13 protein-coding genes are annotated in these 15,401 nt (G+C 45.7%); 11 read left to right on the forward strand and 2 right to left on the reverse strand.

The window, feature by feature from the left end; all coding sequences use genetic code 11:
- The first annotated feature begins 104 nt into the window (after window positions 1-104).
- From BAU14_RS02155 to BAU14_RS02175, 5 genes are all read left to right on the forward strand, one after another.
- Window positions 105-1,061 (forward strand): restriction endonuclease, encoded by a 957-nt coding sequence (locus BAU14_RS02155; protein ID WP_161898440.1) that lies wholly within the window; start codon window positions 105-107, stop codon window positions 1,059-1,061.
- A 31-nt stretch (window positions 1,062-1,092) separates the two neighbouring features.
- The gene (locus BAU14_RS02160; protein WP_202622145.1) at window positions 1,093-1,596 is read left to right on the forward strand and encodes a VanZ family protein; all 504 of its coding nucleotides are present in this window, start codon (window positions 1,093-1,095) and stop codon (window positions 1,594-1,596) included.
- A gap of 195 nt (window positions 1,597-1,791) precedes the next feature.
- A complete protein-coding gene (locus BAU14_RS02165; protein WP_161898441.1) occupies window positions 1,792-2,520 on the forward strand; it encodes a YebC/PmpR family DNA-binding transcriptional regulator in 729 nt (242 codons plus the stop codon).
- A 111-nt stretch (window positions 2,521-2,631) separates the two neighbouring features.
- Window positions 2,632-3,324 (forward strand): YoaK family protein, encoded by a 693-nt coding sequence (locus BAU14_RS02170; protein ID WP_161898442.1) that lies wholly within the window; start codon window positions 2,632-2,634, stop codon window positions 3,322-3,324.
- A gap of 105 nt (window positions 3,325-3,429) precedes the next feature.
- Window positions 3,430-4,458 (forward strand): AI-2E family transporter, encoded by a 1,029-nt coding sequence (locus BAU14_RS02175; protein WP_161898443.1) that lies wholly within the window; start codon window positions 3,430-3,432, stop codon window positions 4,456-4,458.
- Window positions 4,459-4,536: 78 nt separating this feature from the next.
- Here BAU14_RS02175 and BAU14_RS02180 read toward each other — a convergent pair whose 3' ends face one another.
- Together BAU14_RS02180 and BAU14_RS02185 are read right to left on the reverse strand one after the other, a co-directional pair.
- Window positions 4,537-5,946, reverse strand: coding sequence for a L,D-transpeptidase family protein (locus BAU14_RS02180; RefSeq protein WP_161898444.1), 1,410 nt, complete (start codon window positions 5,944-5,946; stop codon window positions 4,537-4,539).
- Window positions 5,947-6,185: 239 nt separating this feature from the next.
- Window positions 6,186-7,184 carry an L-lactate dehydrogenase gene (locus BAU14_RS02185; protein WP_161898445.1) on the reverse strand — a complete coding sequence of 333 codons (999 nt, stop codon included), beginning with the start codon at window positions 7,182-7,184 and terminating at the stop codon, window positions 6,186-6,188.
- Window positions 7,185-7,836: 652 nt separating this feature from the next.
- On the opposite strand from BAU14_RS02185, the gene pth reads away from it, so the two are divergent.
- The 6 genes from pth (at window position 7,837) to BAU14_RS02215 (ending at window position 15,247) form a co-directional block, all read left to right on the forward strand.
- Window positions 7,837-8,400, forward strand: a complete 564-nt coding sequence (pth, locus tag BAU14_RS02190) for an aminoacyl-tRNA hydrolase (protein ID WP_161898446.1) — start codon at window positions 7,837-7,839, stop codon at window positions 8,398-8,400.
- 49 nt (window positions 8,401-8,449) lie between these two features.
- Window positions 8,450-11,980: a transcription-repair coupling factor gene (gene mfd / locus BAU14_RS02195; RefSeq protein ID WP_161898447.1), complete on the forward strand. Its 3,531-nt coding sequence runs from the start codon at window positions 8,450-8,452 to the stop codon at window positions 11,978-11,980.
- Between the two features lie 163 nt (window positions 11,981-12,143).
- Window positions 12,144-13,733, forward strand: coding sequence for a putative polysaccharide biosynthesis protein (locus BAU14_RS02200; protein WP_161898448.1), 1,590 nt, complete (start codon window positions 12,144-12,146; stop codon window positions 13,731-13,733).
- Window positions 13,734-13,740: 7 nt separating this feature from the next.
- Entirely contained in the window at window positions 13,741-14,004 is a 264-nt protein-coding gene (locus BAU14_RS02205) for an RNA-binding S4 domain-containing protein (RefSeq protein ID WP_161898449.1), read from the forward strand.
- A 163-nt stretch (window positions 14,005-14,167) separates the two neighbouring features.
- A complete protein-coding gene (locus BAU14_RS02210; RefSeq protein WP_161898450.1) occupies window positions 14,168-14,623 on the forward strand; it encodes an FtsB family cell division protein in 456 nt (151 codons plus the stop codon).
- Between the two features lie 141 nt (window positions 14,624-14,764).
- Window positions 14,765-15,247 carry a S1 domain-containing RNA-binding protein gene (locus BAU14_RS02215; protein ID WP_161898451.1) on the forward strand — a complete coding sequence of 161 codons (483 nt, stop codon included), beginning with the start codon at window positions 14,765-14,767 and terminating at the stop codon, window positions 15,245-15,247.
- Window positions 15,248-15,401 lie beyond the last annotated feature (154 nt).

A 15,401-nucleotide genomic window follows, 5' to 3' on the forward strand; every position in this document is an offset into this window, starting at 1 on the left:
ATATTCTGACGTCCATAGTATAGCATAATCCGCCGCAACTGCCGTCTTTGAAGACAAACGTGGTAGAATGTAGGAAATATAGATGAGATTTTGGAGGCGAAGACATGGAATCAGAGTGGAAAAAATTGAAGTTGGCGAACAATCAGTTGCCGGCTTATGATGCATTTATGCCCTACGTACTGGAAGCTTTGCGCAGTGGAAAACAGGTATCCAAAAAGACAATATACGAAGAAATTCAGAAATTATTGCAATTTCCAGAAGATGTATGGAATATAAGATTTCCTGATTATCCAACAGGGGAAACGATTCTACAAAACCGTATCGGGTTTGCTTTGAGTTATTTGTATAAAGCCGATGCCTTGTTAAGGCCCCGCAGAGGTGTCTATCAAATCACACAAACGGGTTTGGAATTACTGGAAAAATATGGAAATGACCTAGATGACAAAGTAATCAAACAGCAGCCGGCATACTTAAAATATCAAGATGAACTGGCCGAAAGAAATCAGCGCATATCTGGAAACAAAACGGTGAGTGAACAGACTGTAGTGACAGATCTTGATATTAAACAAGCTGTACGTAGTAGAAATAATGAAGTTGCAATCGAGTTGCTAGATCTTATTCGTAAGGAAGAGCCGTCATTTTTCGAGAAGCTCGTTGTTTTATTGTTAGAGAAGATGGGCTATAGCGGAGAAGGGGGCAGAGCATCGGTAACTCCAAAAACAAATGATGGCGGTATCGATGGTATATTAAATCAAGATCCTTTAGGGACCCGAACAGTTTATGTGCAAGCGAAGCGTTACGCAGAGGGGAATAATGTTCAACGACCGGAAATTCATGCTTTCATTGGGGCGCTGGCAGACGTCAATGCTGATCGTGGCGTATTTATAACCACGTCTGACTTTTCAAAAGGGGCTAGAGAATCCGCCCGTTCTCGAGGAATTGTTTTGGTTGACGGAATTGAATTAACTGCATTGATGCTGAAATTTCAAGTTGGCGTAGAGGCAGCAGAGCAATTTACATTATATAAAATCGATAGTGATTTTTTTGATGACAATAATTAACTGGATTTAGGAATTGATATGAGGTGAACCATTGAAAAAACTACTTAAGCAGCCAAACTTTTATTTTGCCATTGGAATTTTAATCATGGCAATTTTATTTTATTCGTCTTCTATGACTTATGAACAACAGTCGCAGGTGGGGCTGATTGACCGAGTCTTGGCCAGTGAGCCTTTTAAAGAGCAGCTTTCTGGGATTCGTTTTTCGTATGCCGGCAAAGAGCAGAGTATCGCTGCCAGCGGGTATGGGAAATTTATCGAGTTTTTTATCCGTAAAGGGGCGCACTTCTTCACTTATTTTGTAATGGGAGGCAGCTTTTGCATCGGGCTGTATTTGAAGATGAAGCATTTCTGGTGGGGTGGCTTTTTTGCTTGGCTAGCCGCTACTGGTTATGCGGGAATGGATGAGTTTCACCAGCAGCTCACCGGTGGTCGGACACCGCTTTTTGAAGACGTCATGTTGGATTCTGCGGGAGCGTTGACGGCTGTTTTAATCGTCCTCATCGTTTTATTGCTACGAAAGAAACGCTTGCGATGAAGTGTTCAGGTACCAGGACTCGCAAAAGTAAGACAGCAGCAGACCGGCGTATTTGAAAATTTTCTGCAAAGGTCTACAATAAAAGAAGAGCATAAGCAATCAAGGAGACGGCAGCAGACGCTGAAAAATCATGATGCAACGAAACCTACTGATCAGCAGCTGATTTTCGCCTCTAAGAATTAGGAGGAAACGGAAATGTCAGGACATAGTAAATGGAACAATATCCAAGGAAGAAAAAATGCGCAGGATGCCAAACGAGGAAAGGTCTTCCAAAAATTGTCGCGGGAAATCTATATGGCAGCCAAAGCCGCGGGAGGAAATCCTGAAGATAATCCAGCACTGCGACTTGTGATGGACAAGGCAAAAGCCGCCAATATGCCTAATGACAATGTGGAGCGGGCTATCAAAAAGGCAACGTCTGCTGGCGAAGGGGAAAACTATGACGAAATCGTTTATGAAGGTTATGGTCCCGGTGGTGTAGCTATCTTAGTGCATGCACTGACAGATAATCGTAACCGGACAGCTACCAATGTACGGGTGGCCTTTACTCGTAACGGCGGCAACCTGGGTGAAACCGGTTCGGTTAGCTACATGTTCGACCGCAAAGGCTATATCGCTATCGAGCGGGCAGGGCTGTCTGTCGATGAGGATACTATGCTGGAAGATGTTATTGAAGCTGGTGCCGAAGATATGTTGACCTCGCCAGAAGTTTTTGAAATTTATACAGCGCCGGAAGACTTTGCCACAGTGAGAGATCAGTTGGAGCAAGACGGCTTCACGTTGGCTCAAGCAGAGCTGACGATGGTTCCCCAGACAACTGTGGTGTTAGATGCCGAGAAAAAAGAACAGCTGCAACAGTTAGTGGACAAACTAGAAGACGATGATGATGTTTCCGAAGTGTATACCAGTTTGGAAGAGGACTGACTAGAAGAGACCTTTGTAGTAGAGACTTTACTTTAGGTGAAGTCGGATTGCTGTCCTGTGATAAAACGGCAAGCAAGAAATTGAGATTAGAGAGAAAGTGCGGGTCTGGTTGTGAGAATACCGAAATTAGTCGATAAGCGTGTCGTAATTCATGAAAGCCTACCGATTGGAATCTTATTGGCGATGGCTGGTGGCTTTTTGGATGTCTATACTTACCTCTTTCATGGAGAGGTATTTGCCAGTATGCAGTCAGGAAATGTAATTTTATTGGGAATCAGTGTGGCACAGGGGAAATTTCATCTAATTATTCGCTACCTGGTGCCCATCAGCATTTTCATGGTTGGCATCTTTGCGACGGATTTTTTAAAGCATAAGTTTCCGCGTCGGCAGTTTTTGATCTGGCAGAATGCTGCGGTTCTCATTGAATTAGTAGGGGTCTTTTTTGTTGGACTTTGGGCACACCACGCCAGCAATTTAGTCATCAATTCGGCGCTGTCGTTTTTTGCGGCGATTCAGTACGCCACGTATCGTCGTTTGGCAGGGCTGCCCTATGCTACGACTATGACTACTGGCAATCTCCGCTCCATCGCTGATTACTGCTATGCCTGCTTCTTCACTAAAGATCCCACGGCTACTTTCAAAATTAAATACACCTCAGTGATCGTCGCGGGCTTTTTTGGTGGGGCAATTTTGAGTACGTTGATGGCACCACTGTTAAAAGGTCGGGCGATTTGGTGTGTCTCTCTATTGTTAGCTGCTGTTTTGGTAATCAGCTTAAAAAATCAGGAACGACCTGTTGTCTGAGTGCTGTGGAAGTTAACGCTGCCAGCTGTTTAAAAGCAACTGGAAAAAACAAGTTATCGTTGCGGCAAATTGGTTGCCGTTGACTAAAAATAGTGAGGTGAGCGCATGACGATTTACCGACGATTTGTCGAAAATGTAAAACTGCGACGTTTTTTCGTGCTGCTAAGTGTGGTGCTGGTATTGTATCTAGCCCGCAGTATGATTACGACAATTTTGTTGACCTTTATTTTTACCTATTTATCTATCCGTTTAGTGAAAGTCGTTCAACGCTTTATCGGCATCAAGACCTCGGTGATTAGCCTGCTTTTATATGGTAGTATTTTAGCGCTGTTGTATTTTGTTTTGACGAAATATGTGCCGCTGCTACTGCGGGAAACGTTGCGGATGGTGGATTCAGCAGTCGATTTTTATGAAAGTCAGCCGGCAGGATCCAATCAACTGGTAGCTTATATTCAGCAGTATATCCAACGAAGCGACTTCATGGACCAGTTAAAAGGCGGTGCAAATTTTGTCTTTGGCTACTTGCAAGTCTTTGGGGAGTTGGCGTTTGCCTTTGCTATGTCCTTTTTATTGAGCTTCTTTTACATGATTGAACTGGATAAAATGAAGAGCTTTACCCGCTTGTTTCTGACTAGCGAGTTTGATTGGTACTTTAAAGACCTGTACTACTTTGCTAAAAAATTTATTGAAACATTTGGTGTGGTGTTGGAAGCACAATTTTTTATTGCGGTGGTCAACACGGTGCTGACACTGATTGGTCTTTCGGTGATGGGCTTTCACCAATTGCCGAGTTTGGGATTGATGGTCTTTTGTTTCAGTTTAATCCCGGTAGCCGGCGTCATCATCTCGTGTGTGCCGCTGTCGTTTATCGCTTATTCCCAAGGCGGACTGAACGATCTGATCTTTGTATTGGTGATGATCTTGGTGATCCACCTCTTAGAAGCCTATGTGCTCAACCCGAAATTCATGTCCAGCCGAACAGAATTACCGATTTTTTACACCTTTGTGATTCTGCTGGTGGCTGAACGACTTTTTGGTGTCTGGGGCTTAATTGTAGGAATTCCAGTCTTCACCTTCTTCTTGGATATTTTACGAGTCAAGGCAATTCCCGAAGAATCGGAAAACGGTGAGTGAGACAAGTGAGCTCTCAAAAAGCAAAAAAGCAGGGACAACCGCTGATTATGACGTGGTTGTCCCTGCTTTTTTTATTCATCAGAACACTAAAACCGGTGTTCCTTCTTCGACGATTTCAAAGAGTTGCTTCATGACTTCCGGTGGAGTGTTGATACAGCCGTGAGAGCCGTGGGTCAAGTAGCGGTCACCACCATAAGCAGATTGCCAACTGGAGTCGTGAAGACCGACACCTTCCCAGTCGATAGGCATCCAATATTCTACCGGTGTTTCGTATTTGGAGCCGTCCTCGTTTTCGCCGCGAAGAGTTTCTTTGGTCTTTTTGTCCCAGACATAAAAGACACCAGCGGGAGTTGAAAATTTCGGTGGTCGGCCCGTTACGATGTCCGTTTCCAATGCGACGGCACCATCTTTGTAATACCACATGTGTTGGCTTTCCATATCGACTTCGATATAGGTATTGCCTACCATCGGATTCCCTGCGCTGGCGCTGCCTTTGGTAACTGGAGTACGGGTGAAAGATTCACCATTTAAGATTGCTTCAGTTAAAGCATCCGTTTCGGTATCTACTTGAATTGTCCAACTCAAGGTCCCGGCAGGAACGCTGACATCGCCGCGTTTTGTGCTCTTAAAGGTCGTTGGATTAGTAGAAGTATTGTACTTGTCACCCAATGAACTCACATAGGCTTTGACTTTGTCACGATCCAAGGTAACTTTGCCGTCTTTGTAATTCAACCAGTCAGCGATTGAAGCAACTGGAATCTGGAAGGTTTCCCCGTTGATCTTGTAGTAACCTTCAACTTGGGCCACTTTGTTCAACTTGGTCATTTCCTGTTGCAAAGATTCGTCGTTGGCATGGACTTTCGGCTGTTGGGTGTAGTCCAGTAGTTCCATAGATTCTTTGTCATCATTGACTGCTTTTTTCAAATCGTCAGTGACTGCTTGGACATCCACGGAGTTCCCATTGACTTCTGGTGTGATGGTGAAGCCATTTTCGCCTTTGGTCAATGTTGCGTCTTGTGTTTTGGTGCGACTTTCATTGAGTGTTGTCAACTCGTTTTTGATTTGATCGGCAGCTTGGTTCAGCTCCTGTTGGTCAATGGACAGCCCATTGATTTGAGCGTCTTCACCGGCAAAAACATAGGCTACGCCCCAAGACCACTGGCTCTGCTTTTGCATGAGTTTGGACAGGTCGTTGCTGAAATCTGTCTTCAATCCCAACTGTGACAAAGGCAGTGTTTTCCACTCCTTACCGTCATCAGTGATAGTAAAGGAAGATTCTTTCGTGGCCTTTTTCAATGCGGCGTTGGCCTCAGCAACAGTCATTCCGCTGATATCGGTCTCATTTATTTTGGTATTCGGCAAAAAGCGGTCCGAGTAATTGCTGGCGTAAACGCCGTAACCTGTGGTCAACCCAACCAACAGGACCAACAACCCGATAATCACATACTTTTTCTTTCCGCTCTTTTTGCGTCGTGAGCTTCTGGACATAGGCTTAACTCCTTATATGTAATGATTTCAAGTTACAAGTCTTAATTCTAGCACAATAATAGCATGATTTGGTCAAATTACTAGCAACTTGTTCTATGCTAAAGAGAATATTTAAGAACTCACCGTTAACAGAGAAATACAACAGGAAAACGGCAGCGATTCTCTAAAAAAGACAGAAAAAAACCGGAAGCTGCCGCGGACGGTCAAGCTCCCGGTAAGGATCTGTGCAGGTAACGGGATTATTTCCCAGCAGCTGCATCTTCTTCAGCCAATTTTTCAAAGGCTTGATCCAAGATTTCTTTTAACTGTTTAGCAGAAGCGTTCATCCGGTCTTGTTCAGAGTCGGAAAGTTCAATTTCAATGACTTGTTGGACACCTTGTGCATTTACGACAGAAGGTGCACCGATATAAATGTCTTTTTGGCCGTATTGATCGTCCAAGTAGACTGACAATGGGAAGATGGCTCCTTCATCGTCCAAAATAGCGCGAGTAATCCGAGCCAAGGCTACTGCGATCCCATAGAAAGTGGCGCCTTTTTTGTCGATGATGGTGTAAGCTGCATCACGGACACCAAAGAAGAGGTTAACCATAGCTTCTTCATCCACGTCAGGATTGTTTTTCACCCATTCGTAAATTTGCAGGCCGCCGACATTGGCATGTGACCATACTGGGAATTCAGAGTCGCCGTGTTCTCCCAAGATGTAAGCATGGACGTTACGCGCATCAACGCCGACCATTTCAGCGATTTTTTGACGGAAACGTGCAGAGTCCAAAGAAGTACCGGATCCGATAACCCGTTCTTTAGGGAAACCTGAGAATTTCCAAGTTGCGTAAGTCAAGATATCTACTGGGTTGGCAGCTACCAAAAAGATTCCGTTGAAACCAGAAGCAACGATTTGCGTTACAACATCACGGTTGATCTTCAAGTTTTTGTGCACCAGATCCAAACGTGTTTCGCCTGGTTTTTGTGGTGCGCCGGCAGTAATGACGACCAAATCGGCATCGTGAGCATCGGCATAAGTTGCAGCATAGATTTTCTTAGGAGAAGTCCACGCCAAAGCATCTGTCAGATCCAGTGCGTCACCTTCAGTTTTCTTGACATTGATGTCCACGATCCCGACTTCTTGTGCAATATTTTGGGTAACCAGGGCAAATGCATAGCTGGAGCCGACTGCGCCGTCTCCTACCAAGATGACTTTTTGGTGGTCTTTCAAAGCTTTATTTTCAGTGTTCGTCATGACTATTTCCGTCCTTTCGCATATTGAATATGTCTTGTCTTTCACTAACCAAAGCAATCGTATCATTTACCTTTTGGTTTGTCATGTAATATGCCTTTGAGTGTAACAGTTTATTTAACTGTATTAATTTTGATAAGGGTTACATTGGCAAGGTGTAGGAGATTTGTGAAATAATTATAAAGACACAGATTTCAATTATCGAAAATGAAAGCGGTACAGTTTGGAGCGAGAGGGTTTTCTAAATGAACTAGCCAATTTTTATTGGAGAACTGAAGAAAGTTGGAAAAGATTCACAGATTTTTTCAGATAGAATAGCCAGATAGAGCAGATAGCTGGCACACTGCTAGTGACGCCAGCATGCCAACAGTAACTCACCAGAAATTTTAGTTAGGGAAGTTCTTCTTCTATAGGGAAGTTTTAAAAATGGAGGGAAAGCCACACATTAAAAAAGAGCGGAAGCGTAGCAGATGCGCGTATTTTCTTAAAGAAACCCAAAACCGCTGGATAAGGCAAGTCAGATTTCGGCAAGCTGTGCTATAATCGAAAAAAGCGCTGATCTGGACTGGAGAATTTATTCTCCAGCCTTTTGTGCTGTTTGCAAGTCTTGCACAAATACAGCCGATACTTATGAATCAAAGGAAGTTTTGACTACATGAAAATGATCGTAGGACTGGGTAATCCCGGTCGAAAATATGAAAATACGAAGCACAATGTCGGTTTTATGACAGTGGACCGCTTAGCTGCCAGTCATGGGGCTGTTTTTAAAAGCAACCCTTTTCAAGCAGAAGTGGCGGATTTTTTTGTCAATGGCGAAAAGATTCTGTTGGTGAAACCGCAAACCTTTATGAATGAATCCGGTCGGGCGGTGGGACCGTTGATGACCTACTTTGGTATCGAAACGCAGGAATTAGTGGTGGTCTATGATGACTTGGATTTGGCTTTAGGTAAGCTGCGATTGCGGCAAAAAGGATCAGCTGGCGGACATAACGGCATGAAGAGTATCATTTCTCATCTGGGACATCAGGAATTCGACCGTATCAAGATTGGTATCGGCCGACCACAGCCGAAGATGACGGTAGTAAATCACGTCTTGAGCGGCTTTAGCAAAGAGGAACAGCCCCTTTTAGAAGATAGTCTGCAACGAGCGACAGCTGCCTGCGAATTTATCATGGAAACCAGCGATTTCACCGCTGCCATGAACCGCTTTAACGGCTGATAAGAAGAGAAAAGATAGTCAGGATGACAAGAAAAGAGCAGGTGAACCGATGGATTTGATCCAAGCAATAGGACAGACAGATCTGGTAGCCCAATGGCAGCGCCAGATCAAAGAAGGGCAAGCACGGCAACTGCTGACGGGTTTGGCAGGATCAGCCAAAACACTGGCGCTGGTTTCTGCCTACGAAAATTTTAAACGACCTATTTTGGCAGTGACGCCAAATCTCTATTATATGAATCAACTCGCTGATGATCTGCGGAACGTCTGCGAGGATGTTTTTGTGTACCCGGTGGATGAAGTCTTATCAGCGGAAATGGCTTTTGCCTCACCTGAAGCTCGTATCGACCGCATCCATACGTTAAATGCGATTGCAGCTGAAAGGCCGGGAATCTACGTGGTTCCTCTGGCGGCACTGCGAAAATACTTGCCCCAACCTGAAACTTGGCGCAATGCCCAGTTTCGCTGGGAAATCGGCAGTGAATTGGACTTAAAGGGCCTGCCGCAGCAATTGGTTCTGATGGGCTATGAACGGCAACAAATGATTATGAAACCCGGGGAGTTCTCCATTCGGGGCAGCATTATCGACATTTATCCCCTGACAGCGGAATATCCGGTGCGGATCGAACTCTTTGACGTGGAAGTGGACTCGATGCGCTATTTCGACGTGGAAACTCAGCGCTCGCTGGGCAATGCCGAAGCCGTAGTGATCACACCGACGACCGAGCTGGTCTTTTCTGCTGAAGATTTGGCAATTGGTGCAGCTAGTTTGCAGGAACTGTTGGACAAACGGCTGGCTGTTACGAAAGAAGCGGTAGATAAAAGCTTTTTAGAAGAATATTTTGGTCAATTGCAGACTTCTTGGCAGGAAGGGGTTCCGGGCGAAAATGCCCAGTTTTATCTGGATCTTTTGTATCCGGAAAAAAGTGGCTTGGCGGATTATTTCCCTGATGAAACAATTTTGATTGTAGACGACTATCCGCGAATCATGGAAACCGACCGAGAGATTCAACGAGAAGAAGCCGAGTGGCAGACGCAGAAAATCAGCGAGCTGCGAATCTTTTCCGAGCAGACATTTGGCCGCAACAGCCACGATTTTTTCCGAGATGAAAACTTCATTACGACTTATTTTGCCCTTTTCCAAAAAGGCATGGGGAATCTGCGCTTTTCTTCGATACTGAACTTCCAATATCGACCCATGCAGCAGTTTTTCAGCCAGATGGGGTTGTTAAAGACCGAAGTTGACCGTTGGGAAAAGCAAGGGCAGACGGTGATTTTCCTAGTTTCCGACAGTGAACGGGCCAAAAAGCTGGAAGAGAATTTCCGAGATCATGACATCTATGCAGTGTCGGCAGCCGCTGATCGATTGATTAGTGGCCGCAGCCAGATTATTGAAGCCCAACTGGCAAATGGCTTTGAAATGCCCCAAGACCACTTAGTTGTGGTGACAGAAAAAGAAATCTTCCAACAGGTTAAGCGTAAAAAAGCCCGCCGCCAAACCATCACCAACGCCGAGCGACTAAAGAGTTACAACGAGCTGAAGCCGGGTGATTACGTGGTTCACGCCAATCACGGGATCGGTAAATATGTCGGTATGCAAACGCTGGAAGTTGATGGCGTTCACCAAGATTACTTGACGATCCTCTATCAAAATGATGACAAGCTCTTTATTCCTGTGACGCAGCTGAATTTGATCCAAAAATACGTAGCCTCCGAGTCGAAATCACCGAAAATCAATAAATTAGGTGGTAATGAGTGGAGTAAGACGAAGCGAAAAGTTACTGGTAGGATTGAAGACATCGCGGATGATTTGATTGCTCTGTATGCCAAGCGGGAAGCTGAAAAAGGCTATGCGTTTGGACCTGATGATGCCTATATGAAAGAGTTTGAAGATGCCTTTCCTTATACAGAAACAGAAGATCAGCTTCGCAGTACAGCCGAGATTAAAAAAGACATGGAACGGCCGCGGCCAATGGATCGCCTGCTGGTGGGGGATGTCGGTTTCGGGAAGACAGAAGTTGCCTTGCGGGCGGCTTTTAAAGCGATTAAAGAAAACAAACAGGTGGCCTTTTTGGTGCCGACGACAATCTTGGCCCAACAGCATTATGAAACGATGATTGATCGCTTCGAGGGCTTCCCGGTAAATGTGGGGCAGCTCAGTCGTTTCCGCACCAAAGCTCAGCAAAATGAGACCATTGAGAAGATGCGCACGGGTCAGATGGATATTGTCGTGGGGACACACCGCCTACTTTCAAAAGATGTGAAATTTGCTGATTTAGGCTTGTTAGTGATTGACGAAGAACAGCGCTTTGGCGTGAAGCATAAGGAACGCTTGAAACAGCTGCGTTCTCAAGTGGATGTGTTGACGTTGACAGCGACGCCTATTCCACGGACGCTGCACATGTCCATGCTGGGGGTACGGGATCTTTCGGTGATTGAGACGCCGCCGGAAAATCGTTACCCGATCCAGACCTATGTGATGGAAAAAAATCCCGGTGCTGTTCGGGAAGCAATCCAGCGGGAACTGGCGCGAGGGGGACAGGTCTTTTACCTCTATAATCGCGTGGAGACGATTGAAAAGAAAGTCGACGAATTACAGATGTTGGTGCCGGATGCCAGGATTGCTTACGCGCATGGGCAGATGACTGAAATTCAGCTGGAAAACACGCTGTTTGATTTCATTGAAGGGATGTATGACATCTTAGTGACGACAACAATCATCGAAACGGGAGTGGATATTCCTAACGTCAACACGTTATTTGTGGAAAACGCCGACTATATGGGATTGTCCACTCTGTATCAACTACGGGGACGAGTTGGCCGTAGTAACCGGGTGGCATACGCTTATTTCATGTATGAGCCGCAAAAAGTTCTGAATGAAGTCAGCGAAAAGCGCCTGCAAGCTATCAAGGATTTCACTGAACTGGGCTCCGGCTTTAAGATTGCGATGCGAGACCTCTCTATTCGTGGGGCGGGCAATTTGCTGGGGGCGCAACAACACGGGTTCATCGATGCAGTCGGCTTTGATATGTACTCACAAATGCTCAGTGAAGCAGTCGCGAGAAAACAAGGCAAGAACACCCAAAATGAAAAAACTTCAGTGGAAATTGATCTGGGAATCGACGCCTACCTGCCGGGCACTTATATTGAAGACGAGCGGCAGAAAATTGAGATTTATAAGCGCATCCGGGAAATGGAGACCGAGGACAATTTAGACGAGATCCAAGATGATCTGCTAGATCGTTTCGGCGAATTTCCAGATGAAGTCTCGCATCTGCTGACAGTCGGACAGATCAAGATGGATGGCGATCGCGCGCTTTTGGAAACCATCCGCAAAGTCGGCGATAAGATTCGCTTTATCCTCAGCAAAGTAGGCACCAAGACCTATACTGTGGAGCAGTTGTTCGAAGCTCTCGGTGCTACCCGGATGAAAGCAGGGATGGCGATGGATAAAGACAAGATGACCATCACCTTGACTATCGACAAAAAAATGACCGAAGCAATCTGGCTCCATGAAGTACAAGAGTTCGTTAAAGCACTGCGAGCAGAAAAATATAAAAGTAAACCAGTAACAGCTGAATAAGCAAAACTGTGGAGAAAGCGGGAATTTTCCAGCTTTGAAAGATACCGTCGCAAAATTTATAAAAGTGAGCTCCATAGTTGAGGTGGGAACACTTCTCTGAGAAAAACTAACGGGATCCGTCTGACAAAAGACCCGTTTAATCCAATGAAAAGGCGGTGAATCGATGGCAAAAAATCAAATGCAATCCATGATGCAGGGAGCCTTTGTCCTAACGGCGGCTTCCTTTGTCGCCAAACTGTTGAGTGCCGTGTATCGCGTGCCCTTTCAAAACTTAGTAGGCGACGAAGGCTTCTATGTTTATCAGCAAATTTACCCAATCTATGGCTTGGCGATGACATTAGCGCTGTCGGGACTGCCGCAATTCATCTCGAAGTACGTCGCTGAACAAGAAACACCAAAAGCCCAGCAGACGGCCATTCGCAAACTGTATCCTATTGTGTTGGGTGCCGGCGTATTATTGTTTCTGCTGACTTTTCTCGGAGCAGCCCCTCTGGCTTATCTGATGGGAGACCGGCAATTGGCACCGTTGATTCGAGTGGTTTCTTTTACCTTTTTATTCGTGCCGATACTCTCCTTTTATCGAGGGAGCTTTCAAGGAAATCTGCTAATGATCCCCACCGCGGTTTCGCAAGTGGCGGAGCAGTTGGTGCGAGTGGCGGTGATATTGGGAGGAGCTGTTGCTTTTCGTCAATTGGGATTGACCATCTATCAGGCGGGAACTATCGCCATGTTCGGAGCAATCTGCGGCGGTGGTGTAGCGGTTCTCATTTTGTTGTATTATCAAAACAAGATTAACGGCCGTCAGCTGGGACTGCGGGAAATACAGTTGACACAGCGTTGGGATAAACCGTTGATTCGTCGCTTCCTGCTAGAAGGTGGTTTAGTTTCCATGTACAGCGGCTTTTTGATTTTGTTTCAATTAGTCGACTCATTTTTGGTAGCCAATGCACTACAAGCACAAGGATTGTTGCCCCAGGTGGCTCGTGTAACCAAAGGGGTTTATGACCGAGGTCAGCCGCTGGTCCAACTAGGTTTGGTGGTGGCCGGCGCCCTCAGCTCAACTTTTTTACCCGCCTTGACCAAATACTTGTTGGGTAAAAACCGCAGCCGCTTTTTGAGCACCACGAAAATTTATTTGCGTTTAACCGCCAGTATTTCGTTAGCTGCGGCAGTAGGTTTGGCGCTGCTGATGCCGTTTATTAACTTCGCGCTTTTCAAAGATGCGCAGGGAAATCTGCCATTGGTCCTCTTCGTTTTTGCGGTATTTCTGATGGGGATGATCCAAGCCTATCAAAGCATTGCCCAAAGCCAGAACCATTTTCGAATCCCGTTGAAGGCAGCAGCTTGGGGAGTATTGATTAAAGTGATCGCTACTTGGCCCTTTACTCGTTTTCTGGGAACCGCCGGCGCCAGTTTGGCAACGTTGCTGGGACTGACCGTAACCCTTTTGTATTTGATTCGCAGAGAAGATGAGGCAATCAATTCTTTTTGGCGAGAGCGGCACTTTTCACGGAAATTGTTGCGTTCCACCGGTGCCATGATTATGATGATATTGGTCTATTATCTGGTATTGGTGATTATTCTGGATCCCCGTACCCACCGCCTCAGCACGTTACTGATGGCTATTGGCGGCGTCTCAGTCGGTGTCACCGCGTTTGTTCGCTCAGCCATTCGTAACCAATTGTTTACTGTCCGGGAGTGGCTTTTGCTGCCTTTCGGTAAAAAAATACTCACCTTCAAATTGAGAAAGTAGGGAAATTATGCGTTTAGACAAATTTTTGAAAATTTCACGGATCATCAAACGCCGTCAAGTCGCCAAAGAAGTGGCGGACAAAGGGCGGATTATGATCAACGGCAAGTTGGCTAAATCTTCTTCCACCGTCAAAATTGGAGACGTCTTGACCATTCAATTTGGCAACAAAACATTGGAAGTCAAAATCGTGGAATTGCATGAATCTACCAAAAAAGACGATGCTGCCAAAATGTATGAAATAATTGCCGAGAAACGGAATGAAGAAGCCTAGATTTCCGTTAGACAACATAAACTATAGTTGGTATAATAAGAAAACAGTGGGAGCATAGCACCTCGACCGATTGGCAAATGCTGTTACAACAGTGTTTCAAACGTCGGGTGTTGCTGGATTTCACATACAGTTGTAGCAAAGTAAAAGTAAGGAGACTGACGTCATGACGCAAAAGCCCCAAACCAACGTGGCTCGCTTGGATAACGACTATGCCAAAGAACAGACAGCGCAATTGATCAAAGCACATCGGCAAGCAGTTTTCCGTAGACGCCGGCTGGGACTGATTTCCATTGTCGCAGCTGTCATCTTCGCTTTTGTAGGCTTTCAACTGTATAACGATTATCAGCAGGTGAAAAAGCTCGAAGCAATTAAAACCGAGACAGTTGCCGATCACGAAATCGTGGCCGCTAATGTCAAAGAATTGGAAGCCGAAGTTGCCCGCTTGAATGACAAAGATTACGTGGCTAAGTTGGCCCGCAGCCGCTTCTTTTATTCCAAAGACGGCGAGACGGTCTATCCGCTGCCAGATCAAAATGCTTCAAAAGCTGACAAAGAAGAAGCAAAAGTTCAAAAAGCTTTGGATGATACCCATTCGTCTACCGCTGCTGAAAAGCAGTAGAAATATAGGATCAACCCGGATCCTGCAGCCCCTTGCTTTTTAACGATAGTTGCAGTGGGACAATCGTCTTTGTTTCCCGCTGCGGGTCATCAGAAAAGTGTGGTCGTTGTCGGTCCCATAAAATAGGAGGAACATTTGTTAATGGCAATCGAAGTAGGAGCAAAACTTCAAGGAAAAGTGTCTGGTATTACCAATTTTGGTGCGTTTGTTGATTTAGGGGAAAGAAAGACCGGCCTGGTCCACATCAGTGAAGTCTCTGACGGCTACGTGAAAGACATCAATGACGTGTTGAAAGTCGGCGATGAAGTGACTGTTGTCGTGACCACAGTGGGCAACGATGGCAAAATCGGTTTGTCGATCCGTAAAGCACAAGACAAACCGCAACAGGAAAAACGGGAATTCACGAAAGCTCCCGCCGGTAAAGCACCGGCTCGCAGCGGTCAGAAGAAGCCTTTCAATCGTAGTGGCGGCAACCAAAGTCGCGGCGGCGGTTTCGGCAATGACAGCAAGCAAGACTTCGATTCCTTGATGAGTTCATTTTTGAAGGATTCCGATGATCGTCTATCCTCTTTGCGCCGCAATACAGAAGGCAAACGGGGCGGACGCGGCGGACGCCGAAACTAACGTATAGAAAATAAATAGTCATATTCGACAGGATGAGAGGCCTCGGTACGCAATAGCGTCCGAGGTCTTTCTTTTGCTTTTGATTCACAAGATGGTCCGCTTTTACACAGAACCAATCTTGGTTAGATAGAAGCCTGTTGCGTGTAGCAGGTGG

The organism is Candidatus Enterococcus leclercqii (assembly GCF_009933135.1).
Lineage (GTDB): Bacteria > Bacillota > Bacilli > Lactobacillales > Enterococcaceae > Enterococcus_C > Enterococcus_C leclercqii.

Bases quoted from the DNA above. Each gene is read 5' to 3' on its own strand.
- BAU14_RS02155 (WP_161898440.1), top strand. From the start codon at position 105: ATGGAATCAGAGTGGAAAAAATTGAAGTTGGCGAACAATCAGTTGCCG.
- BAU14_RS02165 (WP_161898441.1), top strand. From the start codon at position 1,792: ATGTCAGGACATAGTAAATGGAACAATATCCAAGGAAGAAAAAATGCG.
- BAU14_RS02175 (WP_161898443.1), top strand. From the start codon at position 3,430: ATGACGATTTACCGACGATTTGTCGAAAATGTAAAACTGCGACGTTTT.
- BAU14_RS02180 (WP_161898444.1), bottom strand. From the start codon at position 5,946: ATGTCCAGAAGCTCACGACGCAAAAAGAGCGGAAAGAAAAAGTATGTG.
- BAU14_RS02185 (WP_161898445.1), bottom strand. From the start codon at position 7,184: ATGACGAACACTGAAAATAAAGCTTTGAAAGACCACCAAAAAGTCATC.
- pth (WP_161898446.1), top strand. From the start codon at position 7,837: ATGAAAATGATCGTAGGACTGGGTAATCCCGGTCGAAAATATGAAAAT.
- mfd (WP_161898447.1), top strand. From the start codon at position 8,450: ATGGATTTGATCCAAGCAATAGGACAGACAGATCTGGTAGCCCAATGG.
- BAU14_RS02200 (WP_161898448.1), top strand. From the start codon at position 12,144: ATGGCAAAAAATCAAATGCAATCCATGATGCAGGGAGCCTTTGTCCTA.
- BAU14_RS02205 (WP_161898449.1), top strand. From the start codon at position 13,741: ATGCGTTTAGACAAATTTTTGAAAATTTCACGGATCATCAAACGCCGT.
- BAU14_RS02210 (WP_161898450.1), top strand. From the start codon at position 14,168: ATGACGCAAAAGCCCCAAACCAACGTGGCTCGCTTGGATAACGACTAT.
- BAU14_RS02215 (WP_161898451.1), top strand. From the start codon at position 14,765: ATGGCAATCGAAGTAGGAGCAAAACTTCAAGGAAAAGTGTCTGGTATT.